Source organism: Peribacillus sp. FSL H8-0477 (assembly GCF_038002765.1).
Taxonomy (GTDB): Bacteria; Bacillota; Bacilli; order Bacillales; family DSM-1321; genus Peribacillus.
This window is the reverse complement of sequence record NZ_JBBODE010000001.1, coordinates 1,898,103-1,921,964: the sequence shown is the minus strand read 5'-3', so window position 1 is coordinate 1,921,964 and position 23,862 is coordinate 1,898,103. Positions and strand designations below refer to the sequence as shown.

General features: G+C 40.7%; 17 protein-coding genes. 12 read left to right on the top strand and 5 right to left on the bottom strand.

Annotation, left to right across the window (positions count from 1 at the left end; genetic code table 11):
• Nucleotides 1-211 precede the first annotated feature (211 nt).
• The gene (gene pepF, locus MHI18_RS09770) at nt 212-2,026 is read left to right on the top strand and encodes an oligoendopeptidase F (RefSeq protein ID WP_340847162.1); all 1,815 of its coding nucleotides are present in this window, start codon (nt 212-214) and stop codon (nt 2,024-2,026) included.
• A 50-nt stretch (nt 2,027-2,076) separates the two neighbouring features.
• Here the strand turns inward: pepF and MHI18_RS09765 are convergent, their stop codons facing one another.
• From MHI18_RS09765 to MHI18_RS09755, 3 genes are all read right to left on the bottom strand, one after another.
• The gene (locus MHI18_RS09765) at nt 2,077-4,629 is read right to left on the bottom strand and encodes a YhgE/Pip domain-containing protein (RefSeq protein WP_340847161.1); all 2,553 of its coding nucleotides are present in this window, start codon (nt 4,627-4,629) and stop codon (nt 2,077-2,079) included.
• 208 nt (nt 4,630-4,837) lie between these two features.
• Nucleotides 4,838-5,368, bottom strand: a complete 531-nt coding sequence (locus tag MHI18_RS09760; RefSeq protein ID WP_340847160.1) for a YceI family protein — start codon at nt 5,366-5,368, stop codon at nt 4,838-4,840.
• A 194-nt stretch (nt 5,369-5,562) separates the two neighbouring features.
• Entirely contained in the window at nt 5,563-7,785 is a 2,223-nt protein-coding gene (locus MHI18_RS09755; RefSeq protein WP_445669962.1) for an MMPL family transporter, read from the bottom strand.
• A 190-nt stretch (nt 7,786-7,975) separates the two neighbouring features.
• Between MHI18_RS09755 and MHI18_RS09750 the strand changes: the two genes are divergently transcribed.
• Nucleotides 7,976-8,590: a YczE/YyaS/YitT family protein gene (locus tag MHI18_RS09750; RefSeq protein ID WP_340847638.1), complete on the top strand. Its 615-nt coding sequence runs from the start codon at nt 7,976-7,978 to the stop codon at nt 8,588-8,590.
• A gap of 43 nt (nt 8,591-8,633) precedes the next feature.
• On the opposite strand, the gene MHI18_RS09745 is transcribed toward MHI18_RS09750, so the two are convergent.
• Complete coding sequence (locus MHI18_RS09745; protein WP_340847159.1) at nt 8,634-10,172, bottom strand: N-acetylmuramoyl-L-alanine amidase; 1,539 nt, start codon at nt 10,170-10,172, stop codon at nt 8,634-8,636.
• Nucleotides 10,173-10,519: 347 nt separating this feature from the next.
• Between MHI18_RS09745 and MHI18_RS09740 the strand changes: the two genes are divergently transcribed.
• The 5 genes from MHI18_RS09740 to MHI18_RS09720 all read left to right on the top strand — a co-directional run bounded on the left by MHI18_RS09740 (nt 10,520) and on the right by MHI18_RS09720 (nt 18,976).
• Nucleotides 10,520-12,121, top strand: a complete 1,602-nt coding sequence (locus MHI18_RS09740; protein ID WP_340847636.1) for a catalase — start codon at nt 10,520-10,522, stop codon at nt 12,119-12,121.
• 129 nt (nt 12,122-12,250) lie between these two features.
• Nucleotides 12,251-12,481, top strand: a complete 231-nt coding sequence (locus MHI18_RS09735; protein ID WP_340847158.1) for a CsbA family protein — start codon at nt 12,251-12,253, stop codon at nt 12,479-12,481.
• Nucleotides 12,482-12,703: 222 nt separating this feature from the next.
• Nucleotides 12,704-14,680 (top strand): excinuclease ABC subunit UvrB, encoded by a 1,977-nt coding sequence (gene uvrB / locus MHI18_RS09730; protein WP_340847157.1) that lies wholly within the window; start codon nt 12,704-12,706, stop codon nt 14,678-14,680.
• A gap of 6 nt (nt 14,681-14,686) precedes the next feature.
• Complete coding sequence (gene uvrA / locus MHI18_RS09725; protein WP_340847156.1) at nt 14,687-17,566, top strand: excinuclease ABC subunit UvrA; 2,880 nt, start codon at nt 14,687-14,689, stop codon at nt 17,564-17,566.
• Nucleotides 17,567-17,878: 312 nt separating this feature from the next.
• Nucleotides 17,879-18,976: a DUF4097 domain-containing protein gene (locus MHI18_RS09720; protein ID WP_340847155.1), complete on the top strand. Its 1,098-nt coding sequence runs from the start codon at nt 17,879-17,881 to the stop codon at nt 18,974-18,976.
• Between the two features lie 59 nt (nt 18,977-19,035).
• On the opposite strand, the gene MHI18_RS09715 is transcribed toward MHI18_RS09720, so the two are convergent.
• Nucleotides 19,036-19,593: an N-acetylmuramoyl-L-alanine amidase family protein gene (locus tag MHI18_RS09715; protein ID WP_340847154.1), complete on the bottom strand. Its 558-nt coding sequence runs from the start codon at nt 19,591-19,593 to the stop codon at nt 19,036-19,038.
• Nucleotides 19,594-19,847: 254 nt separating this feature from the next.
• On the opposite strand from MHI18_RS09715, the gene hprK reads away from it, so the two are divergent.
• Genes hprK through MHI18_RS09690 form a run of 5 tightly spaced genes read left to right on the top strand, consistent with a single transcriptional unit; the run spans nt 19,848 to nt 23,746 of the window.
• The gene (gene hprK / locus MHI18_RS09710; protein ID WP_340847153.1) at nt 19,848-20,780 is read left to right on the top strand and encodes an HPr(Ser) kinase/phosphatase; all 933 of its coding nucleotides are present in this window, start codon (nt 19,848-19,850) and stop codon (nt 20,778-20,780) included.
• Between the two features lie 28 nt (nt 20,781-20,808).
• The gene (gene lgt, locus MHI18_RS09705; protein ID WP_340847152.1) at nt 20,809-21,624 is read left to right on the top strand and encodes a prolipoprotein diacylglyceryl transferase; all 816 of its coding nucleotides are present in this window, start codon (nt 20,809-20,811) and stop codon (nt 21,622-21,624) included.
• A 19-nt stretch (nt 21,625-21,643) separates the two neighbouring features.
• Nucleotides 21,644-22,588 carry a nucleoside recognition domain-containing protein gene (locus tag MHI18_RS09700; protein ID WP_340847151.1) on the top strand — a complete coding sequence of 315 codons (945 nt, stop codon included), beginning with the start codon at nt 21,644-21,646 and terminating at the stop codon, nt 22,586-22,588.
• Nucleotides 22,578-23,231 (top strand): pyrophosphatase PpaX, encoded by a 654-nt coding sequence (gene ppaX, locus MHI18_RS09695; RefSeq protein WP_340847150.1) that lies wholly within the window; start codon nt 22,578-22,580, stop codon nt 23,229-23,231. The genes MHI18_RS09700 and ppaX overlap by 11 nt, the downstream gene beginning before the upstream one ends.
• Nucleotides 23,228-23,746 carry an acyltransferase gene (locus MHI18_RS09690; protein WP_340847149.1) on the top strand — a complete coding sequence of 173 codons (519 nt, stop codon included), beginning with the start codon at nt 23,228-23,230 and terminating at the stop codon, nt 23,744-23,746. The genes ppaX and MHI18_RS09690 overlap by 4 nt, the downstream gene beginning before the upstream one ends.
• Nucleotides 23,747-23,862: the final 116 nt, after the last annotated feature.

Sequence of the window (23,862 nt, the reverse complement as noted above, 5' to 3'; positions counted from 1 at the left end):
CCAAATTATATGGATGTGGCTCAACTGAAAGACACATCCGGCCGTAACTCCAAAACATTCTTCCCCTACGTATAAAGTGGGTGGATCCTGCCGGTGAACGAGTGTAACCTGGGCTCTTTCATCTCATAATCCTCATTGACATAATCTTCAAAAAATATAATATAGTAGATAGGATTGGAAAAAATAGATAGTAATAGAGGGAGATTAGTGTATGGAAAAGACGATTGAGAAAAGACTTGTGCGTGATGAAGTGCCTGTGGAGTTAACGTGGAATTTGACTGATTTATTTGTTACGAAGGAAGCATGGGAGACGGAGTTAGCGGTGATTGAGAAGCAGTTGCCGGAATTTGCGAGGTTTAAGGGGAAGTTTCCAAATGGGGCGAGTGTTCTTTTGGAATGTTTACTTCTTCGGGAACAGCTTTATATTAGACTTGGGAAAGCTGGTACATATGTTTCGTTATTGGAAGCGGGCGATGGTACTAGTTTTGTGAATCAATCGGACAGTGCGGTGTATTCTTCCCTTGCTACAAAGGTCTATGCAGGTCTATCGTTTATTAATTCGGAGATTCTTGAACTGCCTGATGGAACGGTTGAACAATACATAGCTGAAGAAAGCGAGCTTGTGCCTTTTCAGCAAAATTTGATTAAGTTGTTAGAGACGAAACCGCATCGCTTGTCTGCGGAGTCAGAAGAGGTGTTGGCTTCACTGGGTGAAGTCCTTGATGCTCCCTATAAAATCTATGGAACTAGTAAAACTGCGGATATGCAGTTTGCGTCTATTGAAGATGAAGAAGGGAATCAACTATCTGTATCAGCGGCTCTATATGAGGATCGTTATGAGTTTTCGCCTAATACGACTGTACGGAGGAAAGCTTACGAGTCCTTTGTTGGTACACTTGAACAATATAAGAATACCTTTGCCCAGGTTTATTCAACAGAGGTGGCGAAGCAGGCGGCCCTTTCAAAGCTGCGTAAGTATGATTCGATTACGGAGATGCTCCTTGATCCGCAGCAGGTTAGTCTGGACATGTATAATAATCAGTTGGATACAATTCTAACTGAGCTTTCCCCGCACATGCAGCGTTTTGCGAAGTTAAAGAAAAAGGTTCTTGGGCTGGATCAGATGATGTACTGTGATTTGAAGGCTCCGTTAGATCCGGAATTTAATCCTTCTACTACCTATGAAGAAGCTAGTGAAGTGATTTTAGAAGCTTTAAGTGTTATGGGGCCTGAGTATAAGGCGATTATGGAAAAAGGATTGAAGGAACGTTGGGTGGATTTGGCGGATAATGTGGGCAAGCGGACGGGTGCATTTTGCTCAAGCCCTTATGATGCGCATCCATATATTCTCATTACGTGGCAGAACACCATGCGCGGAGCATTTGTCCTAGCACATGAACTAGGTCACGCAGGACACTTCTACTTAGCTAATCAAAATCAACGGATTGGCAATACGCGTCCATCGATGTATTTCATTGAGGCACCTTCTACGATGAATGAATTGTTATTAGGTCAGCATTTACTTAATAAAACTGAGGATAAGCAGATGCGACGCTGGGTGGTTATGCAATTACTAGGTACGTATTATCATAACTTTGTCACTCATTTACTAGAGGGAGAGTATCAGCGCCGGGTATACACAATGGCTGAAAAAGGGAAGGCGTTAACTGCCAAAACACTTTCAGAAGTAAATCATGAAGTACTCGCTGATTTTTGGGGAGATGCCGTAGAATTAGACGCGGGGGCGAGTTTGACATGGATGAGACAGCCGCATTATTATATGGGCTTATATCCATACACTTACTCATGTGGATTGACTGCATCGACTGCTGTATCACAACTGATCCAAGAAGAAGGGAAGCCTGCTGTTGATAGATGGCTTGATGTACTGCGTGCAGGAGGGACAATGAAGCCGCTTGACCTGCTAAAACATGCCGGTGTTGATATGTCGACCCCAGAAGCTGTTAAGAAGGCTGTAGCCTATGTTGGATCGCTTGTCGATGAGCTTGAACGTTCTTATGAATAAGTAACAAAGTAAAAGACCTTCCTGATAAAAACTCAGGAAGGTCTTTCTTTTTACTCGACCGTACTTGGACGGGAGGAAGAGCTTGCCTTAATCATGACAACGATACTTGCTATAATTAAGAATACAGCAAGGAAAATAAATAAAGCGAAGACACTCGACCATAGTGAGCTGTAATTGTCTAAGGTGATTACTGCTTTAAAGCCGTTGATTGAGTACGTTAGTGGTAAGTAATTGCTTAATGTGTGTAATCCTTCTGGAAGCATCTGTACTGGTAAACTTGCTCCTGTTGTAGACATTTGCAGAACAAGGAAAACAAATGCAAGGAAGCGACCGATATTACCAGCTAGTACGGTAAGTGCAAATACGATTGTTAGGAATACTAAGCTGACAAAAATAGAGAATACAACTAAACTGAAACCGTTTCCAAAAGTTGATTTAACTAAGAAGGCGGCTAGGATTGAAACGAGTAACGCTTGAGCGGTTGCAAATAATGCCATCGTTCCAAATTTCCCTGCATACCATCTCAATGATGAAACCGCTGCGTCATATGGTTTTCTCAAATCGAATAGTAGACTCATAAGCAGTACTCCGACAAATAAAGCAAGAGATAAGACGTAAGGTGCATTTGCATAACGATAACCTTTGAATGGATTAATGATTTGTCCACTCAGTTCAACTGGTGCTGCAAATTGTTGAATATTTTTATCCGATACGGAGATAGCACCTGTTTTTTCAGCTCCGCTGGATAGGCCGGCCGTAAGTTCTTTACTGCCGCTTTCAATTTTACCAATGCCATCATCTACTTGTGTGACACCATCTGTTAGTGTACCCCAGCCGGTTCGGACGGTGGAGGTTCCATCACTAATTTGAGTTGCGCCGTTATTTAACTTGTCTGCGCCAACTGTTAGTTGATTCCATCCGCTTTTAACGGTTTGATTACCGGCAGCTACTTGTTTCGTTCCGCCAGTAAGGGTCGTTACACCATTCGTCATCGTTTTCCATCCGCTTTCAACGGTATGGTTACCTTGATTGACAGTGGAGATTCCGCCTTTGATTTTAGATACAGAATCGGTTAGCGTGCCCCATGATTGATTCACCGTTTCATTTCCTGCTGCCAAGGCAGCTGATCCTGCGGATAGTGAACTTGCCCCTGTAGATAAGCTTGAAATACCGTCAGATAACTTCTTTACGCCGGCATTTAAGGATGTTTGACCGGTTACTAATTGGTCAATGCCGCCAGCTAACTGCTTGGCACCTGGTGCAGCTTGAGCCAAGCCATCTGAAACAGATTTTGCACCAGCACTTAAAGTAGGTGTGCTATCTGCTAATTGATTTAATCCACCAGCAACTTGTTTACTGCCGGCAACAAGGGTCTGAACATCTGCTCGTTTGTCAAACCCAGGAATTTGTGCCGCCAACGCTCCTACAAGTTGTTCTAACCCTGCGGCCACTTGTGCAGCTCCTGGTGCTAGCTGTTTTACAGCTCCATTCACGGTTGCGGCACCATCTGCTACCTGTTTACTGCCAGGTGTCAGTTGAGCTAATCCGCCATCTAGTGTTTTACTTCCAGCTTGTGCCGTTTTTAAGCCGGTCAGTACTTGTGCAGATCCCGCTTCAAGTGTTGAAGCGCCTGCAGAAACTTCTCTCGTGCCAGCAGCTAGTTGTTTAGCTCCATTATCTAGGTCCTTGGCACCAGCCGCTAGTTTACCGATATTGCCAGAGCCATTTTTCAATGAAGATAGAAGTTGAGTCGAACCGTCTTCTAATGTTTGCGTACCAGCTGCTAGTTTTGAAATATCACCTGACTTCGCTTTTAAAGAAGATAACAGCGTATTTGCGCCTGCATCGACTTCTCCAGCGCCGGCAGCTAATTTAGAAATGTCACCTTGTTTACTAGTTAACGAAGAATAAAGTTCATTTGTTCCAGCTTTTAATTCTTTTGACCCATCTGCCAATTTGGCAATGTCCGGAGCTTTTTCGTTAAGTGAAGTAAGAATTTGATCTGTTCCATTTTTCAACTCAGTAGCACCTGAATTAATTTGTCCGGAACCGTCTGCTCCAGAATTGAAACCGCTTGCAATTTCAGATAGCTGAGTAAGCAGACTCTTTGTATAAGTAGCCGTTACTTTATTTGCTAATTGTGTTTGAATTCTCTCTGTAGCTGTTTTAGTCACTTGTGCGGCCATAAAATGTAAGCCTTCATTTTGAGTATACTTTAATTCTGGCTTTTGTGGATTTGCATCGAGAACAGTCGTCACTTTCTGTGAAAAGTCTTTTGGTACTTCAATGACCATATAATATTTAAGATCTTTTAATCCTTTTTCGGCTTTTTCAGAATCGACAAATTCAAAGCCAAGACTATTATTGCTTTTTAACTCAGCAATTAAGTCATTTCCAACATTAATTGGTTCTCCCCCGGACATTCCACCTTCATCTTGATTGACGACTGCAACAGGAAGATTTGCTAGGTTATCGTATGGTCCCCATTTAGCAGTGAGGATAAGGGCCGCATATACAAACGGCACTAAAAGAATGGCTATGACTGCAATAATCCAACCTCGTCTGCCAGCAAATCCTCCCATTTCTGATTGCGAAGAATTCATATTTTTCCCCCTTTGTTATGATTACAAATATAAATGAATCATGATTCATTATGTTTGTATTCCTTATATATTCTGACAAAAAATTGAAATTCCTTCTATTTTTTGACGATAGAAAAAATATTTTTAGGTATATTTAATCATTTTTCCTGAAAAAGCAGGGAAAAATAAAAAAGGCGGATGAACATTAGTCCATCCGCCATCTCTATCATTATCCTTTTGATGCTTCAAGCTCAATGTTAATCGTTATTTGATCACCGATCAGAACGCCGCCAGTTTCTAATGCTGCATTGTACGTCAATCCATAATCGCTGCGGTTAATTTTTGTTTTGGCGCTGAAGCCTGCTTTGGTATTACCCCAAGGATCTTTTCCTTCACCTTCGAATGTTACCTCGAATGTTTCAGGACGAGTGATATCTTTAATTGTCACATCGCCGCTTACTTTATAGTCATCGCCGCTTACTTTAGTAATCTCTGTAGCTTTGAATGTTATGTTTGGATAGGATTCAACATCAAAGAAATCTGCTGCACGAAGATGATTATCACGGTCCTCATTTTTCGTATGGATACTTGCCGTATCAATGGTAAATTCAATAGCCGCTGTCGTTAAATCAGAAGAATCAGCTGTAATGTTTGCATCAAAGTTCTCAAAGTTCCCACGTACCTTTGCAATCATCATATGTTTCACTGAAAATTCAACTAAACTATGATCTGCGTCTATTACCCATTTTTCTATTGTCATGTATATTCCTCCCAAAAATTATTATCTTGAAATAAAATATATTTACTCCGAGATAAATGTTTATAATGTAAGTATATGTAATCGTTAATTAAAAGTCAACTACTTATTTTTAGTAAGTAGATAAGGAATTTCATTTTAAGAGTATATGCAAAAAAAAGTCTTTAATCACCATAGTGACTAAAGACTTTTTTTGGTTAATTTTCTTTTTCACCTTCATACAATTTTGCCTTACTTGGCCAAAAGGCATAACGGCCGAGTAGTGCGGTAATCGCTGGGACTAGGAACGGACGAACAATAAATGTATCCATCAAGACACCAATTGACGTAATAAGTCCGAATTGAACGAGAACCTGGATAGGGACCGTCGTTAAGACTGCGAAGGTAGCGGCTAAGATGATACCTGCGGATGTAATCACACCGCTCGTTTCACTAACACCTTCTTTGATCGCTTGTTTAATTGGCATGCTCTTTTTCTTCTTCCAAATACTTGAGACCATGAAGATATTATAATCTTCACCAAGTGCAACAAGGAAGACGAATGCGTAAAGCGGGATGGCTCCTTGTATCGCCTCGACACCCATGAAATTATGGAGGATAAACCACCCAAGACCAAGTGCGGCAGTATAAGACAAGATGACTGTACCCATCAAATAAATCATCGCAGTGATGGATCGTAAATAAGCTAATAGCAGCAGCGCAATTAAAATAACAATTAGCGGAATGATGATAGTGCGATCCTTGTCACTCGTTACTTGGTTGTCATGCTGTGTGGCTGTTTGTCCGCTGATCCAGACTTTATCTGATGCTTTTTTTACATCAGCATCTGTTAAGGCTGATTCGGCTGCGGTTTTTAGAGCAGGAATGTTATCCATTGCTTCTAAAGAATATGGATTGATTGAAAACTTGACCGTATAAGCTTTCAAATTTTTATTTATTGCCCCTTCTTCAGGGTCGCTGACGGTTTCAACAATATCGATTTCTTTTAAGGCATCCGTAAGCGGAATATCTTTTCCTTCTGTATCAATGACTATTTTTGCAGGAGCTAGTTCCCCTGGTGAATAGGCGTCAGAAATGACGGCAAAGCCTTCACGAGAATCCATATCTTCTGGGAAAGAAGAGAGGATGTCATAGGTATATTTAACTTGTGTAGAATAAGCCCCTAGAATCCCAAAGATAACAACGGAGATGATGACGACTGTCCAGGGCTTTTTAATGACTAAATTGCCAATTTTATTTCCGATCTTGTTCGCTTTCTTCTGACGTTTAACCGGTTTCCCCGTTTTTTGAGCCCGTTCCTTTTCCATTTCAGGTGTACGCGGGATGATTGGGAAAAAGGAAGCCCGGCCAAAAACAGCTAGTATAGCAGGGACCAAGGTTAAGGCAGCTATGCCCATAATAAAGATTGATAAACTAAATGGAACAGCAAAACGGGTATATGCCCCATATTCAGCAACTAATAGAGTCAGCAGAGATATAACAATTGTTAAGCCGCTCATCGCTATGGCGCCAGAAGAATCAGTAAAGGCGTGCATCAGTGCTTTGCGTTTATTTTCTGTTTTTCGTAATTCAGTCCGGTAATGAGAAATTAAGAATAAACAATAATCCGTTCCTGCTCCGAATAGGAGCACGGTCATAATTGAAATAGATTGGGCATCTACAGTTATCCAGCCCTTATCCGCCATAAACCCAAGAATTGGACTGGTCACCAGGTAGGCAAAGCCGACCCCGATTAACGGAATAATGGCAAGCAGGGGAGAACGATAGATAAGTAATAATAGAACAAGAACTAATAACACAGTTCCAATTAATAACGTTACGTCAGCACCTTTAAATAGGCCGGTTGCATCGACAGAAATGCCGACAGGGCCGGTTGCACGAATTGAGAGTTCGCTTGAATTGATATCCTCTTTAAACGGATTGCCGATCCCTTGTTTCTTTACGATTGCTTGAATTTCATTTAAATTTTCCTTCAGTTCTTCAGCTCCTGCATCTTCGGCAAAAAAGATGGTTTGAACAAGTGTAGTCCCATCCTCCGAAACGAACTCTTTAAGAGCTGGAAGCGGTACTTGGTCTATAGGAGGAAGAAACGATTGGTTAGGCAGCGGGTTTTTTGTAAGTTCTGCATTTAATGCTTGAACAGCCGCCAAATCTTCATCTGCTAAACCACCTTCGCGGTGCCATGTGAGCAGAGCCGGTACACCAGATGAGTTGGGAAATTCTTTTTCTACCAATTCATCTGCTTGCATAGAAGGTGCATCGCTCGGAAGGTCAACTGTTTTGTTTACTTCCTTTTCACCAACGGATGGTAAGGTGAAAGTTAGAATAGCAGTTAGAGCAATCCAAATACCAATTACGATCCATCTGCCTGATTTTCCTGTAATCATTCTGCTGAGTTTTTGTATAATCGATTCGTTCAAAAAAACACCTCATTTAAATTATTTTTTTCTTTCATATATAAACGATTATGTAAAAATGTGGGGAATAACTGCTGATCCCTTTAATTATATATGAAGCAGTCAAAATCCCCAAAGTTTAATGTGCTATAGTTAGGATATAATCCGTATTAGAGGTGGAGTGAGCAGGGTGTTGCATCTGATTAGGTGGGGTATGTTTTTCGGAGGTTTATGTCTGCTGGGAATGGGAAATGCTCTCGCAGTTAAGGTCAAATTTCTAGGTTTGCATCCATGGGAAGTGTTGAACGTTGCTCTTTTTCAGGAGATTGGTTTGACCATTGGAAGCTGGTCTATCATAACCGGCTTATTCTTAGTTCTGATTACATATATAGTCGATCGGAAATATCTAAGTCTTGGAACCTTTCTAAATGCGATGTGCGTGGGAGTCATTATGGATTTTTTTCTTTGGTCTGGATTGCTTCCAGAGTCGTCCGGTACTTGGATAGACTATTTCATTCTGCTGGCAGGGATTTTATTAGCTGGAATCGGCGGAGGGCTATACGTGGCTTCAAATCTCGGCGCAGGGCCGCGGGACGGGTTTATGCTGATTGTCTCAGAAAGAACAGGTATCTCAGTGAGTAGAGCAAGAATACTCGTTGAAAGCATCATCCTCGTTTTTGGTTTTCTACTAGGAGGGCCTGTGTTCATTGCGACCTTTATCTATACCTTTATCCAAAGTCCTGTATTCCAAAAGTCCCGGATTGTTTTCTCAGGACTTTTAGAAAAATGGATAGAGAGACGATCAATGACCAGTGCCATCCAAAAATAAAAAAAGCTTTGAAGCAGGTACTACCTGACTTCAAAGCCTTTTTTTATAGATTAAAATATTTTTCTAAACCATTGAAGATTCCAGTAGCTGCCTTTGTCTGATAGGCATCTGTGGCAATGATTTTTTCTTCAGTTGGATTGGAGATAAAACCAAGTTCAACTAAAATGGAAGCTTGTTTATTCGTACGGATGACTTGGAAGTTTCCTTCTTTGACACCACGGCTTTTCATCCCTGTGGCTTTGATTACTTCTTCTTGAATACATTTTGCAAGCTGGTATTCATTTACATGCGTTTTGTAATAGAATGTATCAACACCGTTAGCATCTTTATTCGTACTTGCATTGTAATGAATACTAATAAAAACATCAGCCTTATGTTTCTCGCTGATTTCTACTCGGTCAGTGAGGGAAGGTTTCGTATCACCTGTTCTTGTCATAATTACTGTTGCACCAGCATTTTCTAATTTTGATTGCAGCTTTTTGGCTGTTTTCAGGGTGAGCGTTTTTTCAAAATTATTTTTCCCAGCTGCTCCAGGATCTGAACCACCGTGGCCAGGATCAAGCACGATCACTTTGCCGTTTACGCCTCTGACAGGTTCTTCATCAGTTAAATACTTCATGGAAGCCCAGCCAATAACTCCGGCTGTGGTTAGTACTTTACCCCAGTTGTCATCGTTTACTTCAAGTAAGGTTACTTCTTCATTCTTTTTAACGGTTGTTAACACCTTAGCTGTTGTATTGGCTGCTTTACGAATATTCAACCCATTGGAAGTTACATAGTATACTTCTGAATCAACATCCGGTGTGGAATCCTCGGCAGGTTTTGCCTCTTCAACAGGCTCCTTTTTAACAGGTTCTTTCTTTGTTAAATAAGAAGTTGATGCCCAGCCGCTTTTGCCAGATGCCGTTTTTAAGCTGGCCCATTTTCCACTGATTTTACTAACTGTTACTTTAGCATTTTTCTTCACAGATGTAACAACCTTGGCAGTAGGAGATGCCGATTTTCTGATATTTAGTTCTGATGCTGTAACGTAATAGATTGTACCTTTGGCTTCCGTTTTCACGGCTGTCACAGGTTTTTTAGTGGATATGTACGATTTTGAAACCCAACCCGTTTTCTTAGTGGAAGGAACATACACTTTATACCATGTGCCGCTTGTTGATTTAATATTGACGAGTAAGCCCTTTTTTAAGGTCGCCAAGGTTTTGCTGCTCGTGGATGCAGATGACCGTAGATTTAATGTCGTGGCTGTTACATAGCCATTCTTTGTTACAGAGGCAGATGCCGCTTTAACTGTCTTTACTTTGGTTAAGTACTTAGATGAGACCCATCCGGAGGTCTTACCATAAGGAATTTTGCTCCAGCCGCTCTTTTCCTGAGAAATCGTCACGGTGTTCCCTTTTTTTAGTGCGCCTAACTTTTTAGCACTTGTACTTGCTTTAGCCCTGACGTTAAGGGAACTTGCATTAACCTTTGCTTTTACCGTGGCAGCTGCCGATACTGATTCAGCAGGATTCACAAATGTGAATAGTGATAATAAGAGTACCGTGGCTAACAATAGAGATCCTAATCTTTTTTTCATGCTGTTCGCCGCCTTACATAAAAGTTTTTTTCGAAACCCATTTTTTGCCTAGTACAATAATAAACTATTTTTTTACATAAAAGACAAAAAAACTAAAAATAATCTAAAAAAGTAATAATTTTACACTATTTTTGACAGAAAAAATAGCAATCTATCAAAATATGCTATAAACAGGTACCAATAATATCGGTTAAAAGGTCATTAGTTGAATAGATTTTTCTTTATATAAGCCTTTTTTCCTATCAATAGGAATCATTTACCTTTCCATACTTTATTTTAAAAAAGGAATATTTTTCTTTAAATGAGGGATATTACTGGATGTAAATTGAAAAGGAGGCAGAAAATTGATAAACGAAGACGAAAAAAACAAAAAACGAGCAGATAATGAAAATGAAGAAACATTAACCAACAGACAGGGGCATCCCGTCACCAATAATCAAAACATGAGGACTGTTGGTAATCGCGGGCCCACTACATTAGAAAATTATGATTTTTTGGAAAAGATCAGCCACTTTGACCGAGAAAGAATTCCAGAAAGGGTAGTCCATGCACGTGGTGCTGGAGCGCACGGGTATTTTACAGCTACAGGAAAAGCTGGGGACGAGCCTGTTTCGACCTATACTCGTGCTAAGTTATTTCAAGAGGAAGGGAAGCAAACTCCGCTGTTTGTTCGTTTCTCTTCGGTTATTCATGGCGGAACCTCTCCAGAAACGCTGCGTGATCCACGTGGGTTTGCGGTGAAATTCTATACAGAGGACGGCAACTGGGATTTGGTCGGTAACAATTTAAAAATATTCTTTATCCGTGATGCGATTAAGTTCCCAGATCTTATCCATGCGTTTAAACCAGATCCTGTTACAAATATTCAGGATGGAAAGAGAATATTTGATTTTTGCTCAAGTTCACCGGAAACCTTCCATATGATTACGTTCTTATTTTCACCATGGGGTATACCTGCTAACTACCGGATGATGCAAGGGTCAGGTGTGAATACCTATAAATGGGTGAATGAAGAGGGGAAGGCTGTACTTGTTAAGTATCACTGGGAACCGAAGCAAGGTATTAAGAACCTGACTCAAGACGAAGCGGATAAAATTCAAGCTACTAACTTTAATCACGCAACACAGGATTTATATGAAGCCATTGAAAAGGGCGATTTTCCAGAATGGGATTTGTTTGTTCAAATTATGAGTGATGATGACCATCCAGAGTTGGACTTTGATCCGCTGGATGATACGAAACTTTGGCCAAATGATACATTCCCATGGAAGCATGTGGGGACGATGACGTTGAACAAAAATCCCGAGGATTATTTCACTGAAGTGGAACAAGTTGCATTTGGAACAGGAGTACTGGTTGATGGGCTTGATTTCTCAGATGATAAGATGCTGCAAGGCCGGACCTTCTCCTACTCAGATACACAACGTTACCGTGTTGGTCCAAATTATCTTCAGCTGCCGATTAATGCACCTAATAAAAGGGTTGCAACGAATCAACGCGGCGGCCAAATGCAATATAAAGTAGATTTAGGTGAAAAACAAAATCCTCATATTAATTATGAGCCTTCTACAATAGATGGGTTAAAAGAAGCCAAACCTACTGGAAAGGAATATACGCCTTTTATTGAAGGGCATTTGGTTCGAGAATCCATTGATCGTCCAAGTAATACGAAACAAGCTGGTGAAACGTTCCGTAATTTTGAGGAATGGGAGCGAGAAGAACTAATTGCTAATTTAGTTAGTGCATTGGGACCAGCTGATAAGCGGATTCAAGAGAAAATGATTGCACTTGCGGAAGAAGCCGATCAAGAGTACGGCCGCCGTTTAAGAGAAGGGCTTGCCAATGCACCTAAAGATGAAACAGAGCACTCAAAACCAATCAGCTCCAAAGAAGGAAATGATGCGCCTGAAGAAGCAGTAGAAAATAGTCATGACGCTGAACCATATTAAGGAGAAAAGGCAAATTTCCTATGGAAGGAAATTTGCTTTTTTTAGATTATCAATGGCATTGTCGGCGATAATCCATTAAACTGAATACCAATCATATAATAAGACTTTTCTCTTTAAGGAGATGAATAAATGATTAAGCTTTTATCTGCCCTTTTTCTTCCTTGCCTATTAGTGATGCTATTCTCTAGAGTTACCTATAACCGCTATGTAGGATTGGGTTTAACCGTTGCGTTAATCGCTGCTTCAGCCTATAAAGGGTATACGCATGCCTGGTGGCTGGTTATTGTTGATGCTTTGTCGTTGACAGTGGGCTTTTACCTTTCTACAAGAATGATGAATCGTACCATCAAGAGTGCCTGAAAAAGGTGCTTTTTTTTATTTATTGAGCTGTATCGATTAAATAAAAAACGAATAAACGTTCGCTTTTTAATGGTTTGTTTTTTATGCTTTGTGGTAGAATGAGTATAGAAGTATTTGTAAAAGGGTTATAAATAAAGAGGATGCAGCTTCTGGTAGTTGAGGGAGCTTCCTTTATATATATATTGAAGTTAAACAAGAAAATCCCGTGTAGGAGGGTACTAGGTGAAGGATAAATTCGAATTGGTTTCAAAATATACTCCCCAGGGAGATCAGCCGCAGGCTATACAGGAACTTGTTAAAGGGATTAACGAAGGCAAACGATACCAGACCCTTCTCGGTGCAACTGGTACAGGAAAAACATTCACCGTTTCAAATGTTATTAAAGAGATAAACAAACCAACGCTGGTTATTGCTCACAATAAGACATTAGCAGGACAGCTGTACAGCGAATTTAAAGAATTCTTTCCTGAAAATGCCGTTGAGTATTTTGTCAGCTACTACGATTACTTTCAGCCTGAAGCATATGTACCATCTACTGATACATTTATTGAAAAAGATGCGAGCATCAATGATGAGATTGATAAGCTCCGGCACTCTGCAACGTCTTCACTATTTGAACGTCAAGATGTCATCATTATTGCCAGTGTTTCTTGTATATACGGCCTCGGTTCACCAGAGGAATACAAAGAAATGCTTGTATCGCTGCGGACCGGCTTAGAAATTGACCGAAATACCTTACTGCATAAACTGGTAGATATTCAATACGAACGAAATGACATAGCTTTTCAGCGGGGGACTTTTAGAGTGCGTGGGGATGTTGTTGAAATTTTCCCGGCATCTCGTGACGAACAATGTGTTCGAATAGAATTTTTTGGTGATGAAATTGATCGTATTCGGGAAGTAAATGCACTTACAGGTGAAATTACAGGAGAACGAGATCATATTGCTATTTTTCCTGCTTCCCATTTCGTTACGCGGGCAGAAAAATTGAAAGTAGCCATAAAAAATATTGAAGCTGAGCTTGAAGAACGACTAATTGAATTACGGGAGAATAATAAACTTCTTGAGGCACAGCGTTTAGAGCAACGTACCCGTTATGATTTAGAAATGATGACTGAGATGGGCTTTTGTTCTGGAATCGAAAACTATTCGCGCCATCTTACACTACGCCCACCTGGGTCTACACCGTATACGTTAATTGATTACTTACCAAAGGATTTCCTGCTCATTGTGGACGAATCTCATGTGTCCCTGCCGCAAATACGTGGGATGTTTAATGGAGATCAGGCACGTAAACAGGTTCTAGTTGATCACGGTTTTCGGCTTCCATCTACAAAAGATAATCGTCCGCTCCGTTTTGAGGAGTTTGAGGAAAAAGTCAGCCAAGCTATTTTTGTCTCTGCTACACCTGGCCCATATGAGCTCGAGCATACGCCGGAAATGGTTGAACAGATCATTCGGCCGACAGGTCTCCTTGATCCGACAATAGAAGTCAGGCCGATAGAAGGCCAGATTGATGACTTAATTGGTGAAATTAATGAGCGCGTTAAACGAAACGAGCGGGTCTTGGTAACTACTTTAACGAAGAAGATGTCTGAAGACTTAACTGATTATTTAAAAGAAATTGGTATCAAGGTTCAATATCTTCATTCTGAGGTAAAGACTTTAGAAAGAACAGAAATTATTCGTGAGCTTAGAATGGGTAAGTATGATGTATTAATTGGGATCAATTTATTGCGTGAAGGGTTGGATATTCCTGAGGTATCGCTTGTAACCATTCTCGATGCGGATAAAGAAGGATTCCTCCGTTCTGAACGAGCTCTCATTCAAACAATGGGCCGGGCAGCGCGGAATGAAAACGGCCAAGTAATTATGTATGCCGATCGAATGACGAATTCCATGGAGCTGGCGATTCAGGAAACAACACGTCGCCGGGAAATTCAAGAAAAGTATAATCAAGACCATGGAATTACTCCGAAAACCATACAAAAAGACATTCGCGACTCGATTCGTGCAACATATGCTGCTGAAGAGCAGGAAGAATACGCTGTTCCAAATTATAAAACACTGACAGAAAAAGAACGCGTTGAAGTGATTGCAAGTACAGAGAAACAGATGAAGGAAGCGGCTAAAGCTCTTGATTTCGAGCGTGCAGCAGAACTTCGTGATTTATTAATAGAATTAAAGGCGGAAGGATGACGATACATGGCTATGGATAAAATTACGGTTAAAGGAGCACGAGCCAATAACCTGAAAAACATTGACGTCATCATCCCGAGAGACAAAATGGTGGTTATTACAGGCTTATCTGGTTCAGGGAAATCATCGCTGGCATTTGATACGATTTATGCAGAGGGGCAGCGCCGCTATGTAGAATCACTATCTGCCTATGCCCGCCAATTTCTTGGACAATTGGATAAGCCCGATGTTGATGCGATTGAAGGACTATCACCAGCGATTTCTATTGATCAAAAGACTACCAGCAGAAATCCTCGATCGACAGTAGGAACTGTAACAGAAATCTATGATTACCTGCGTTTGCTTTTTGCACGAGTAGGAAGACCGACCTGTCCGATTCATCATATCGAGATTTCTTCCCAAACAATCGAGCAGATGGTAGACCGCATCATGGAGTATCCGGAACGAACCAAACTCCAAGTGCTTTCACCGTTGGTTGCAGGAAGAAAAGGCTCGCATGTGAAGATTCTTGAAGATGTGAAAAAACAAGGATACGTACGGGTGCGGATTGACAAAGAAATGCATGATCTCAGCGATGAAATCTCGCTCGAAAAAAACAAAAAACATTCTATAGAAGTAATCATCGACCGTATTGTTGTGAAGGAAGGGGTAGAAGCGAGACTTGCTGATTCCCTAGAAAGTGCTCTAAAGCTCGGCGGTGGCAAAGTCCTTATTGATGTGATTGGAACTGATGATGAATTATTGTTTAGTGAACATCATGCCTGTCCATACTGCGGTTTTTCAATTGAAGAACTGGAACCGCGTATGTTTTCCTTTAACAGTCCGTTTGGAGCTTGTCCGGAATGTGATGGCCTGGGAATTAAAAGAGAAGTGGATCCTGAGTTAGTCATCCCAAATAAAGACTTGACGCTAAAACAGCATGCAATCGCCCCTTGGGAGCCGACGAGTTCACAGTATTATCCACAGCTGCTTGAAACGATATGCAAGCATTTCGGAATTGATATGGATGTTCCAGTTAAGGAATTACCAAAAGATCAAATGGATATCATTTTATACGGCTCCAAAACGGAAAAAATCTATTTTCGCTATAAAAATGATTACGGACGGGTACATGAAAGTTATATTGCCTTTGAGGGTGTTTTGAAAAATATTGAGCGCCGCTATAAAGAAACCAGTTCTGATTATACCCGTGATCAAATGGAAAAATACTTAGCAGATCGTGCTTGTCCTGGTTGTAAAGGTTACCGGCTGAAGCCGGAAAGTTTGGCTGTTTTAATACAAGGGCAGCAGATTAGTCAAACTACATCACTCTCAATCGAGGAATCATTGGAGTTTTTTGCTAACCTGGAATTAACAGAAAAAGAACAGGCTATTGCGAAGTTGATCCTTCGAGAGATTAAAGAACGTCTTGGATTTCTTGCAAACGTTGGACTTGAATATTTAACGTTGAGCAGAGCCGCGGGAACTCTTTCCGGCGGAGAAGCGCAGCGTATCCGTCTGGCTACCCAAATTGGTTCACGTCTGACAGGTGTCTTATATATTTTAGATGAACCTTCTATTGGTCTTCATCAGCGTGATAACGACAGGTTGATTGAAACATTGAAGAATATGCGTGAAATAGGAAATACCCTAATTGTTGTCGAACACGATGAGGATACGATGCTTGCGGCAGATTACTTAATCGATGTTGGACCAGGAGCGGGTTCTCATGGAGGAGAAATAGTTGCTGCCGGCACTCCGAAAGAAGTAATGGAGAATCCTCGTTCTTTGACTGGTCAATATCTGTCCGGTGAAAAGTTCATACCGCTGCCAGTCGAACGCCGGGTTAGTGATGGACGATTTATCGAGATTAAGGGCGCGAAAGAAAATAACCTTAAAAATGTAAATGTGAAGTTTCCACTTGGAACATTCATTGCTGTGACAGGTGTTTCGGGTTCAGGGAAAAGTACCTTAATTAATGAAATTCTTCATAAAGCATTAGCACAGAAATTAAACCGTGCCAAAACGAAGCCAGGGGATTTCCGAGAAATTAAAGGCATTGACTATTTGGATAAAGTCATTGATATTGATCAATCACCCATTGGACGAACACCGCGGTCCAATCCGGCAACCTATACTGGCGTCTTTGATGATATACGTGATGTATTTGCTTCCACTAACGAGGCAAAAATCCGCGGGTATAAAAAAGGCCGCTTTAGTTTTAATGTCAAAGGCGGCCGGTGTGAGGCTTGCCGTGGAGATGGCATTATTAAGATTGAAATGCATTTCCTGCCTGATGTATATGTACCATGTGAGGTATGTCATGGGAAGCGTTACAATCGTGAAACATTGGAAGTAAAGTATAAAGGAAAAAACATCGCCGATATTCTGGAGATGACTGTCGAAGAGGCAAATCCGTTCTTCGAAAATATTCCGAAAATTAAACGTAAAATACAAACCATTTATGATGTGGGCTTAGGCTACTTACAGCTTGGTCAGCCGGCAACCACGCTTTCCGGCGGGGAAGCTCAGCGTGTGAAGCTTGCATCTGAACTTCATAAACGTTCAAATGGCCGCTCCTTCTACATTCTTGATGAGCCGACTACTGGTCTGCACGTACATGATATTGCAAGACTTTTAGAGGTATTGCAGCGTTTGGTTGACAATGGGGATACTGTTCTGGTGATCGAACATAATTTGGATGTTATTAAAGCTTCTGACTATATTGTTGACCTCGGCCCCGAGGGTGGAGATAAGGGTGGAACGATTTTGACAACCGGTACTCCTGAGGAAATTATGATGTTTGATGGATCATATACAGGAAAATATTTAAAACCAATCATCCTTCGTGATCAAATCCGAATGGAAAATAAGATAAAAGCAAAAGAGCATGAATCTGTCCAATAAAAGAAAAGCAAGCCTTTTAGGTTTGCTTTTCTTTACTAATAATGGGTTTATCCTGTGTCAATAAACGGCTGAATGTGTCAGTCAATGTTGAAGGGTGTAACCGTAAATTTAATTAATCGATTAATTAAAGGTGGCAAATACTTATTATTTCCGAGGAAATCTAAGTAAATGTGCTGCGAAGATTGTCAGCATTATTTGTCGAAATCATTTAGCGGTTTTACAGAGAAATCATGGAACTTTTTGTAGGTATAAGCGTATGAAACTACAAGGGTTAAAAATCTAAGTCTTTATTTTGAAAGTGAGGAATCGGTTATGCAGGAGGAAAAAAAGAAAATACTTCAAATGGTACAAGAGGGACTAATTACGGTAGAAGAAGCTTATACAATTCTGAATGAACTGGATAAAGCCAATAAGGAAAGTGAAAAAAAAGAGGAAAATCTCCTCAATGAATTGTCTACGGTTGTTCTTAATAAGGAGACACCGAAGGGAAATGAGTCCTTAAATAAGAAGGTTCAATTTTCAAAGGAAAAAATCCTAGGGTTTGTTGAGACAGCATTTCAAAAAATTAAAGATACGGATTTGGATTTCAACTTCGGAGCGTCTCAGGAAATTAATCATATCTTTCAGGATCTGCCGCGAGACTTAAAGGAGATCGAAATAGAAATTGCTAACGGAAAGCTCGCAATTGAAACATGGGATCAGCCCGATATTCGAATTGAATGTGCCGCGAAGGTTTATCGTAGTGAAACACAGGCTCAAGCACGGGAAGAGTTCCTAAAAAATGTACACTTTACGAATGAAGAAGGCAGAGTTAGATTTCATGTTTTGCAAAAGTCAGTTAAAGTAGATACTAAAATATTTGTACCAGTTAGACACTATGAGTCTATTTCCATAAGATTGTTTAACGGTGGGATCACGGGTGGTTCATTACTGGTTGATACATTAAAAACTAAAACAGCAAATGGCGCAATCACTCTGCAAAAAGTAGAGGGAAAAACGTGCGATGCTGAAACGGGTAATGGAAAGATTACGATTAATGATTCACGTCTTGAGATTGTTGAGGCAGAGTCACTAAACGGAGCAATAGTGGTTAACGGTCATTACAAGCAGATTGATGCACAAAGCTTTAATGGGCAAATATCCTGTCAGGTGCTTGAAGCAGCTTGTGAATCGATTCAAGCCAAGTCTGTGACAGGTTCGATTCAGCTTCAGCTTCCATCAGGTGCCTCAGCGGATGGGGAGTTAAAGTCTAATTTGGGCAGCTTTAATATAAGTCTAGGCGGAATTGATGTCATTGAAGAAAAAAGTGATGTCATTCAAAAGGTACTTAAATTTAAAACCCAAAGAAATACGCTTCCAAGTCTACATCTTTTTGCCGATACAAAGACGGGTGCAATAACCGTATCATAAACCTTAGGCTGTCCTAAAAAGGGATTAGATCCCCTTTTTAGGACGCTTTTTTTGTGTTTTTATTTTTTAGTAAGGCTATAAAACTGAACAATACTTGTTCCAATGGAAGTAGCACATGTTCTGCGGTAGATTTCGGATTTTAGCAGAGCAGCTTCGCGGTGGTTGGTCATAAAGCCGCATTCAATTAGGAGTGAAGGACACTTGGTGTATCGTAACACATGAAATTCTGCTGTTTTAATCCCACGATTTTTGAGACCTGTAGCGGAAACCAAGTCGAGTTGTATACCATTTGCGAGAGCAAATGCCTCACGTGGTTTAGATGAATAGATATAGGTCTCAATCCCTTTGGCAGCATGCCAGCCTCCGCTGCCGGCGGCGTTGGCATGAATGGACAGATAGACATCAACTGAAAGGGTGTTAGCCTTATTTGTCCTTTCTCTAAGTGGGACATCTTCAAGATCTGAATGAGCAAAGTAAACATAAGTATCTTTGAACCCTTTTAAATAGTTTTTTAAATGGGCGGCAACAGAACGATTGAAACTATATTCCTTCATTCCATCAGGCGTTTGTTTTCCAAGAGTCTGGTAGCCATGTCCAGCATCAATCATAATTTTCATGAGTCATCTCCTTTTCAGTACAATCCTTCGAAGGATATATACCGTTCAAACGGAAAAAAGGAGCATGCTGGTGAAAAAAAGTAGTATAGCTAATTAGTAAGTCACTTCCTTAAATGTGGTAATATAGTGTCAGGCAAAAGGACACAAGTCGGATGTAACTTTATAGTTTTCTTTAGTTATTGATAGGTATTTGCTAAAATGAAATCTATATTTACAGAAGAATACATTAACTCCATGAGAGAGGAGCAAAATAGATGGCGCGCGTTCGTACAAAAGATTTGTTGGATACATTTGATTTGGAACTAATTAGTGGGGAAGAAGGGATTAATCGTCCAATTGTCACAAGTGATTTATCTAGACCAGGTATTGAGCTTGCTGGATATTTTGAATACTATCCTTCTGAACGAGTACAGCTGCTTGGTACAACAGAGATGTCTTTTTTTGAAACGCTGAGTCCTGTTGAACGAGTGAACAGAATGAATGATTTATGTCGTGACTTGACCCCATGTATCATCATAACAAGGGGCTATGAGATCCCTGACGAATTAATTGAGGCTTCGGAGAGAGAATCGGTTCCAGTGATGCGTTCTAATTCGAAAACAACAAGGCTGTTCAGTCATTTAACAAACTTTTTAGAAAGCAAGCTAGCTCCAACGACTGCTGTTCATGGCGTGTTAGTGGATATTTATGGCGTAGGCGTTATGATTACAGGTAAAAGTGGTGTCGGTAAAAGTGAAACCGCTCTTGAACTAGTAAAAAGGGGTCATCGTCTTGTAGCCGATGATTGTGTGGAAATCAGACAAGAGGATCAAGATACCTTAGTCGGGAATGCACCTGAATTAATTGAGCACTTGCTTGAGATTCGCGGCCTCGGGATTATTAATGTCATGACACTGTTTGGTGCTGGTGCGGTTCGCAGCAATAAAAAAATATCCTTGGTCATTAACCTGGAGTTATGGGAAAAGAACAAACAATATGACCGGGTTGGTCTTGATGAAGAAGTGATCAAAATTATCGATACAAACGTTACGAGATTGACTGTGCCAGTCCGTCCTGGTCGAAATCTTGCGGTTATTATTGAAGTAGCTTCGATGAACTTCCGTTTGAAAAAAATGGGGGTCAATGCGGCTGAACAATTTTCAAATCGTCTAAATAACACCATTTCAGGTGGGCGCGATGATCTGTGAGTCATGATCGAAAGAAAAGAGGGGTAAAATGGAACAGGAAATACAGCCGCTTAATTCCATTGCAGTCGACTTAGGACCAATAACAGTCCATTGGTATGGACTGATTATTGGGTTGGGCGTCTTGCTGGGTCTATACATAGCGGTGCGTGAAGCGGAACGAAGAGGGTTGGATAAGGAAACATTCATAGACGTTATTTTATTTGCTGTTCCGGCAGCTATTATTTGTGCAAGGATTTATTATGTGCTTTTTCAGTGGGATTATTATTCTCAAAACCCGGGACAAATCATTAAGATTTGGGAAGGCGGGATAGCCATCCATGGTGCCATCATTGGTTCTGTTTTAACGGGGTATATTTTTTCTAAAGTTAAAAAAATATCATTCTGGAAGCTTGTTGATATAGCTGCACCTGGTTTATTAATCGGTCAGGCCATTGGACGATGGGGAAACTTTATGAATCAAGAGGCTTATGGAGAAGAAGTGAGCCGGTCTTTTTTAGAGTCGACCTTGCATTTACCTGATTTCATCGTTAATCAAATGTACATAAATGGTGTGTATCATCATCCAACTTTTTTATATGAATCGCTATGGAATTTGGCAGGCGTCGTTGTATTAATTTTGATAAGAAGAACAAGTCTGCGCACGGGTGAAATTTTCTTATCTTACCTTATCTGGTACTCAATAGGGCGTTACTTTATTGAAGGGATGAGAACCGACAGCTTAATGCTGACAGAAAGCCTGCGGATCGCACAAGTTATCTCTATTGCTTCAATTGCAGCGGCAATTGTGATTTGGATTTATAGAAGAAAAACAGGACAATCTGCTAAGAAGTATCTGGAGTCGTAAAAGGCTAGGGGGGAAAGCGTTGATTGGAGCTTCAGTAAAAAGCGGGCTAATCGTGGGATTAAAAACAACTTGGACGCTTAGTAAAGTTATTTTTCCAGTTACATTAATCGTTTCTGTTCTTCAATATACACCTGTTTTACAGTGGATTATAGCGGGAATTGCTCCTATCATGAATTTGCTTGGTTTGCCTGGGGATGCTGCAATTCCTCTAGTTCTAGGGAATTTTCTTAATTTATATGCAGGTATTGGCGCAATCTTAACACTTGATCTGACGGTTAAAGAAGTATTCATCTTAGCGACAATGCTGTCCTTTTCACATAATTTATTAATTGAATCGGGAGTTGCGATGAAGGTCGGTGTCAAACTATGGGTCATCCTTACAGTAAGGATTGGTTTGGCGTTAGTATCGGCTGTCGTAATCAATTTAGTCTGGCACGGCGGAGCGGAAACGGCGAAATACGGCTTTATCAGCAAACAAGTTGAAATATCCGGCATTGGACCGATTTTATTAAATGGTTTAGAACGGGCAGCTTCGGGTGTCTTTCAGCTTGCTTTAATCGTGATTCCGCTGATGGTCGTCATTCAAATAATGAAAGATTTGAAATGGCTGGATTACTTTTCTAAAATCATCGCTCCATTTGCTAGATTGCTTGGTATGAAACCGAATGCTTCGATGACGCTTGTAGCCGGGCTGACCATAGGTCTTGCTTATGGAGCCGGCGTCATGATTCAAGCTGCCAAAGAGGATGGTGTTAGTAAGAAGGACATGACTCTCGCTTTTATCTTTTTGGTATCCTGCCATGCGGTAGTCGAAGATACTTTAATTTTTATTCCTCTTGGAATACCTGTGCTGCCATTATTTCTAATTCGAGCGAGTGTAGCTATCATACTTACAATGATAATCGGCTTCATTTGGAATCGAAACATTAATGAAAAGAGGAAGGAACCCGCATATGAACCGTAAGATGACAACCCTGCTATTCGATTTTGATGGAACATTAGTTGATACGAATGAATTAATTCTCTCCTCATTTACACAAACACTTGATTTTTTCTTTCCAGGTGTCTATCAACGTGAAGAAATCATCACATTTAACGGGCCTCCGCTATATGAGACCTTTACTAAAATTGACCCAGAACGTGCTGACGAAATGGTCAGTCATTATCGCACCCATAATTGGGAAAATCACGATCTGCTCGTGAAGGAATTTACAGGTGTATTTGAGACGATTAAAACCTTGAGTGAATCCGGTTATAAACTTGCTATCGTGACGACGAAGAAACGAGATATTGTGAAAAAGGGCCTAGCACTGACTAAATTGGATCAATTCTTTGATGTCGTTGTTACTCTTGACGATGTGGAAAAGGCGAAACCGGATCCAGAACCCGTATTCACCGCATTAAAGCTCTTGGGCTCAACTCCTGAAGAATCTATTATGGTGGGGGATAACTATCATGATATTCTGTCTGGACAAAGAGCAGAAACAAAAACTGCAGGTGTTGCGTGGAGTGCAAAAGGTGCTGACTATCTCAACCAATTTAACCCGGATTATATGCTTGAAACGATGGCAGACTTATTCACCATTTTAGAGGACAACCATTTATGAGACGAACCGAAAGATATCCAGTAGAAGGTGCGAATTCATTACAACAAGTGTATAAAACCGTCCCTTTCGTAAAAGTTGCGAAAAATTTTATCGTGATTCAGCTGGCACGTTACACCCCGTTTCTGGGAATGAAAAACTGGCTGTATCGAACCTTTTTGCGGATGAAGGTTGGCGAACAGACATCCTTTGCCCTGATGGTCATGCTGGATGTCATGTTTCCCGAAAAAATTACTATTGGCCGAAATACGGTTATTGGATACAATACGACCATCTTAGCTCATGAATATTTAATAAAGGAATATCGTTTGGGAGAGGTTATTATTGGCGACGAAGTATTAATAGGTGCTAATACGACCATTCTTCCGGGTGTAACTATAGGAAACGGTGCCATCATCTCTGCGGCAACTCTTGTACATAAAGATGTTGCAGAGGGGTCCTTCGTTGGCGGGAACCCAATGCAGGTTATTTATACAAAGGAAGAAATGACTACGCGGAATTCGAACCCAATCACATGAGTTTACAGGCTGTCGAGAACCCTCGACAGTCTTTTTTTGTGCGGGCCATTTTGGAGATGATTCGTCCTTATATCATTCTTTTATAACCCCACTCACCTAGAAAAAAGCTTTTGCAC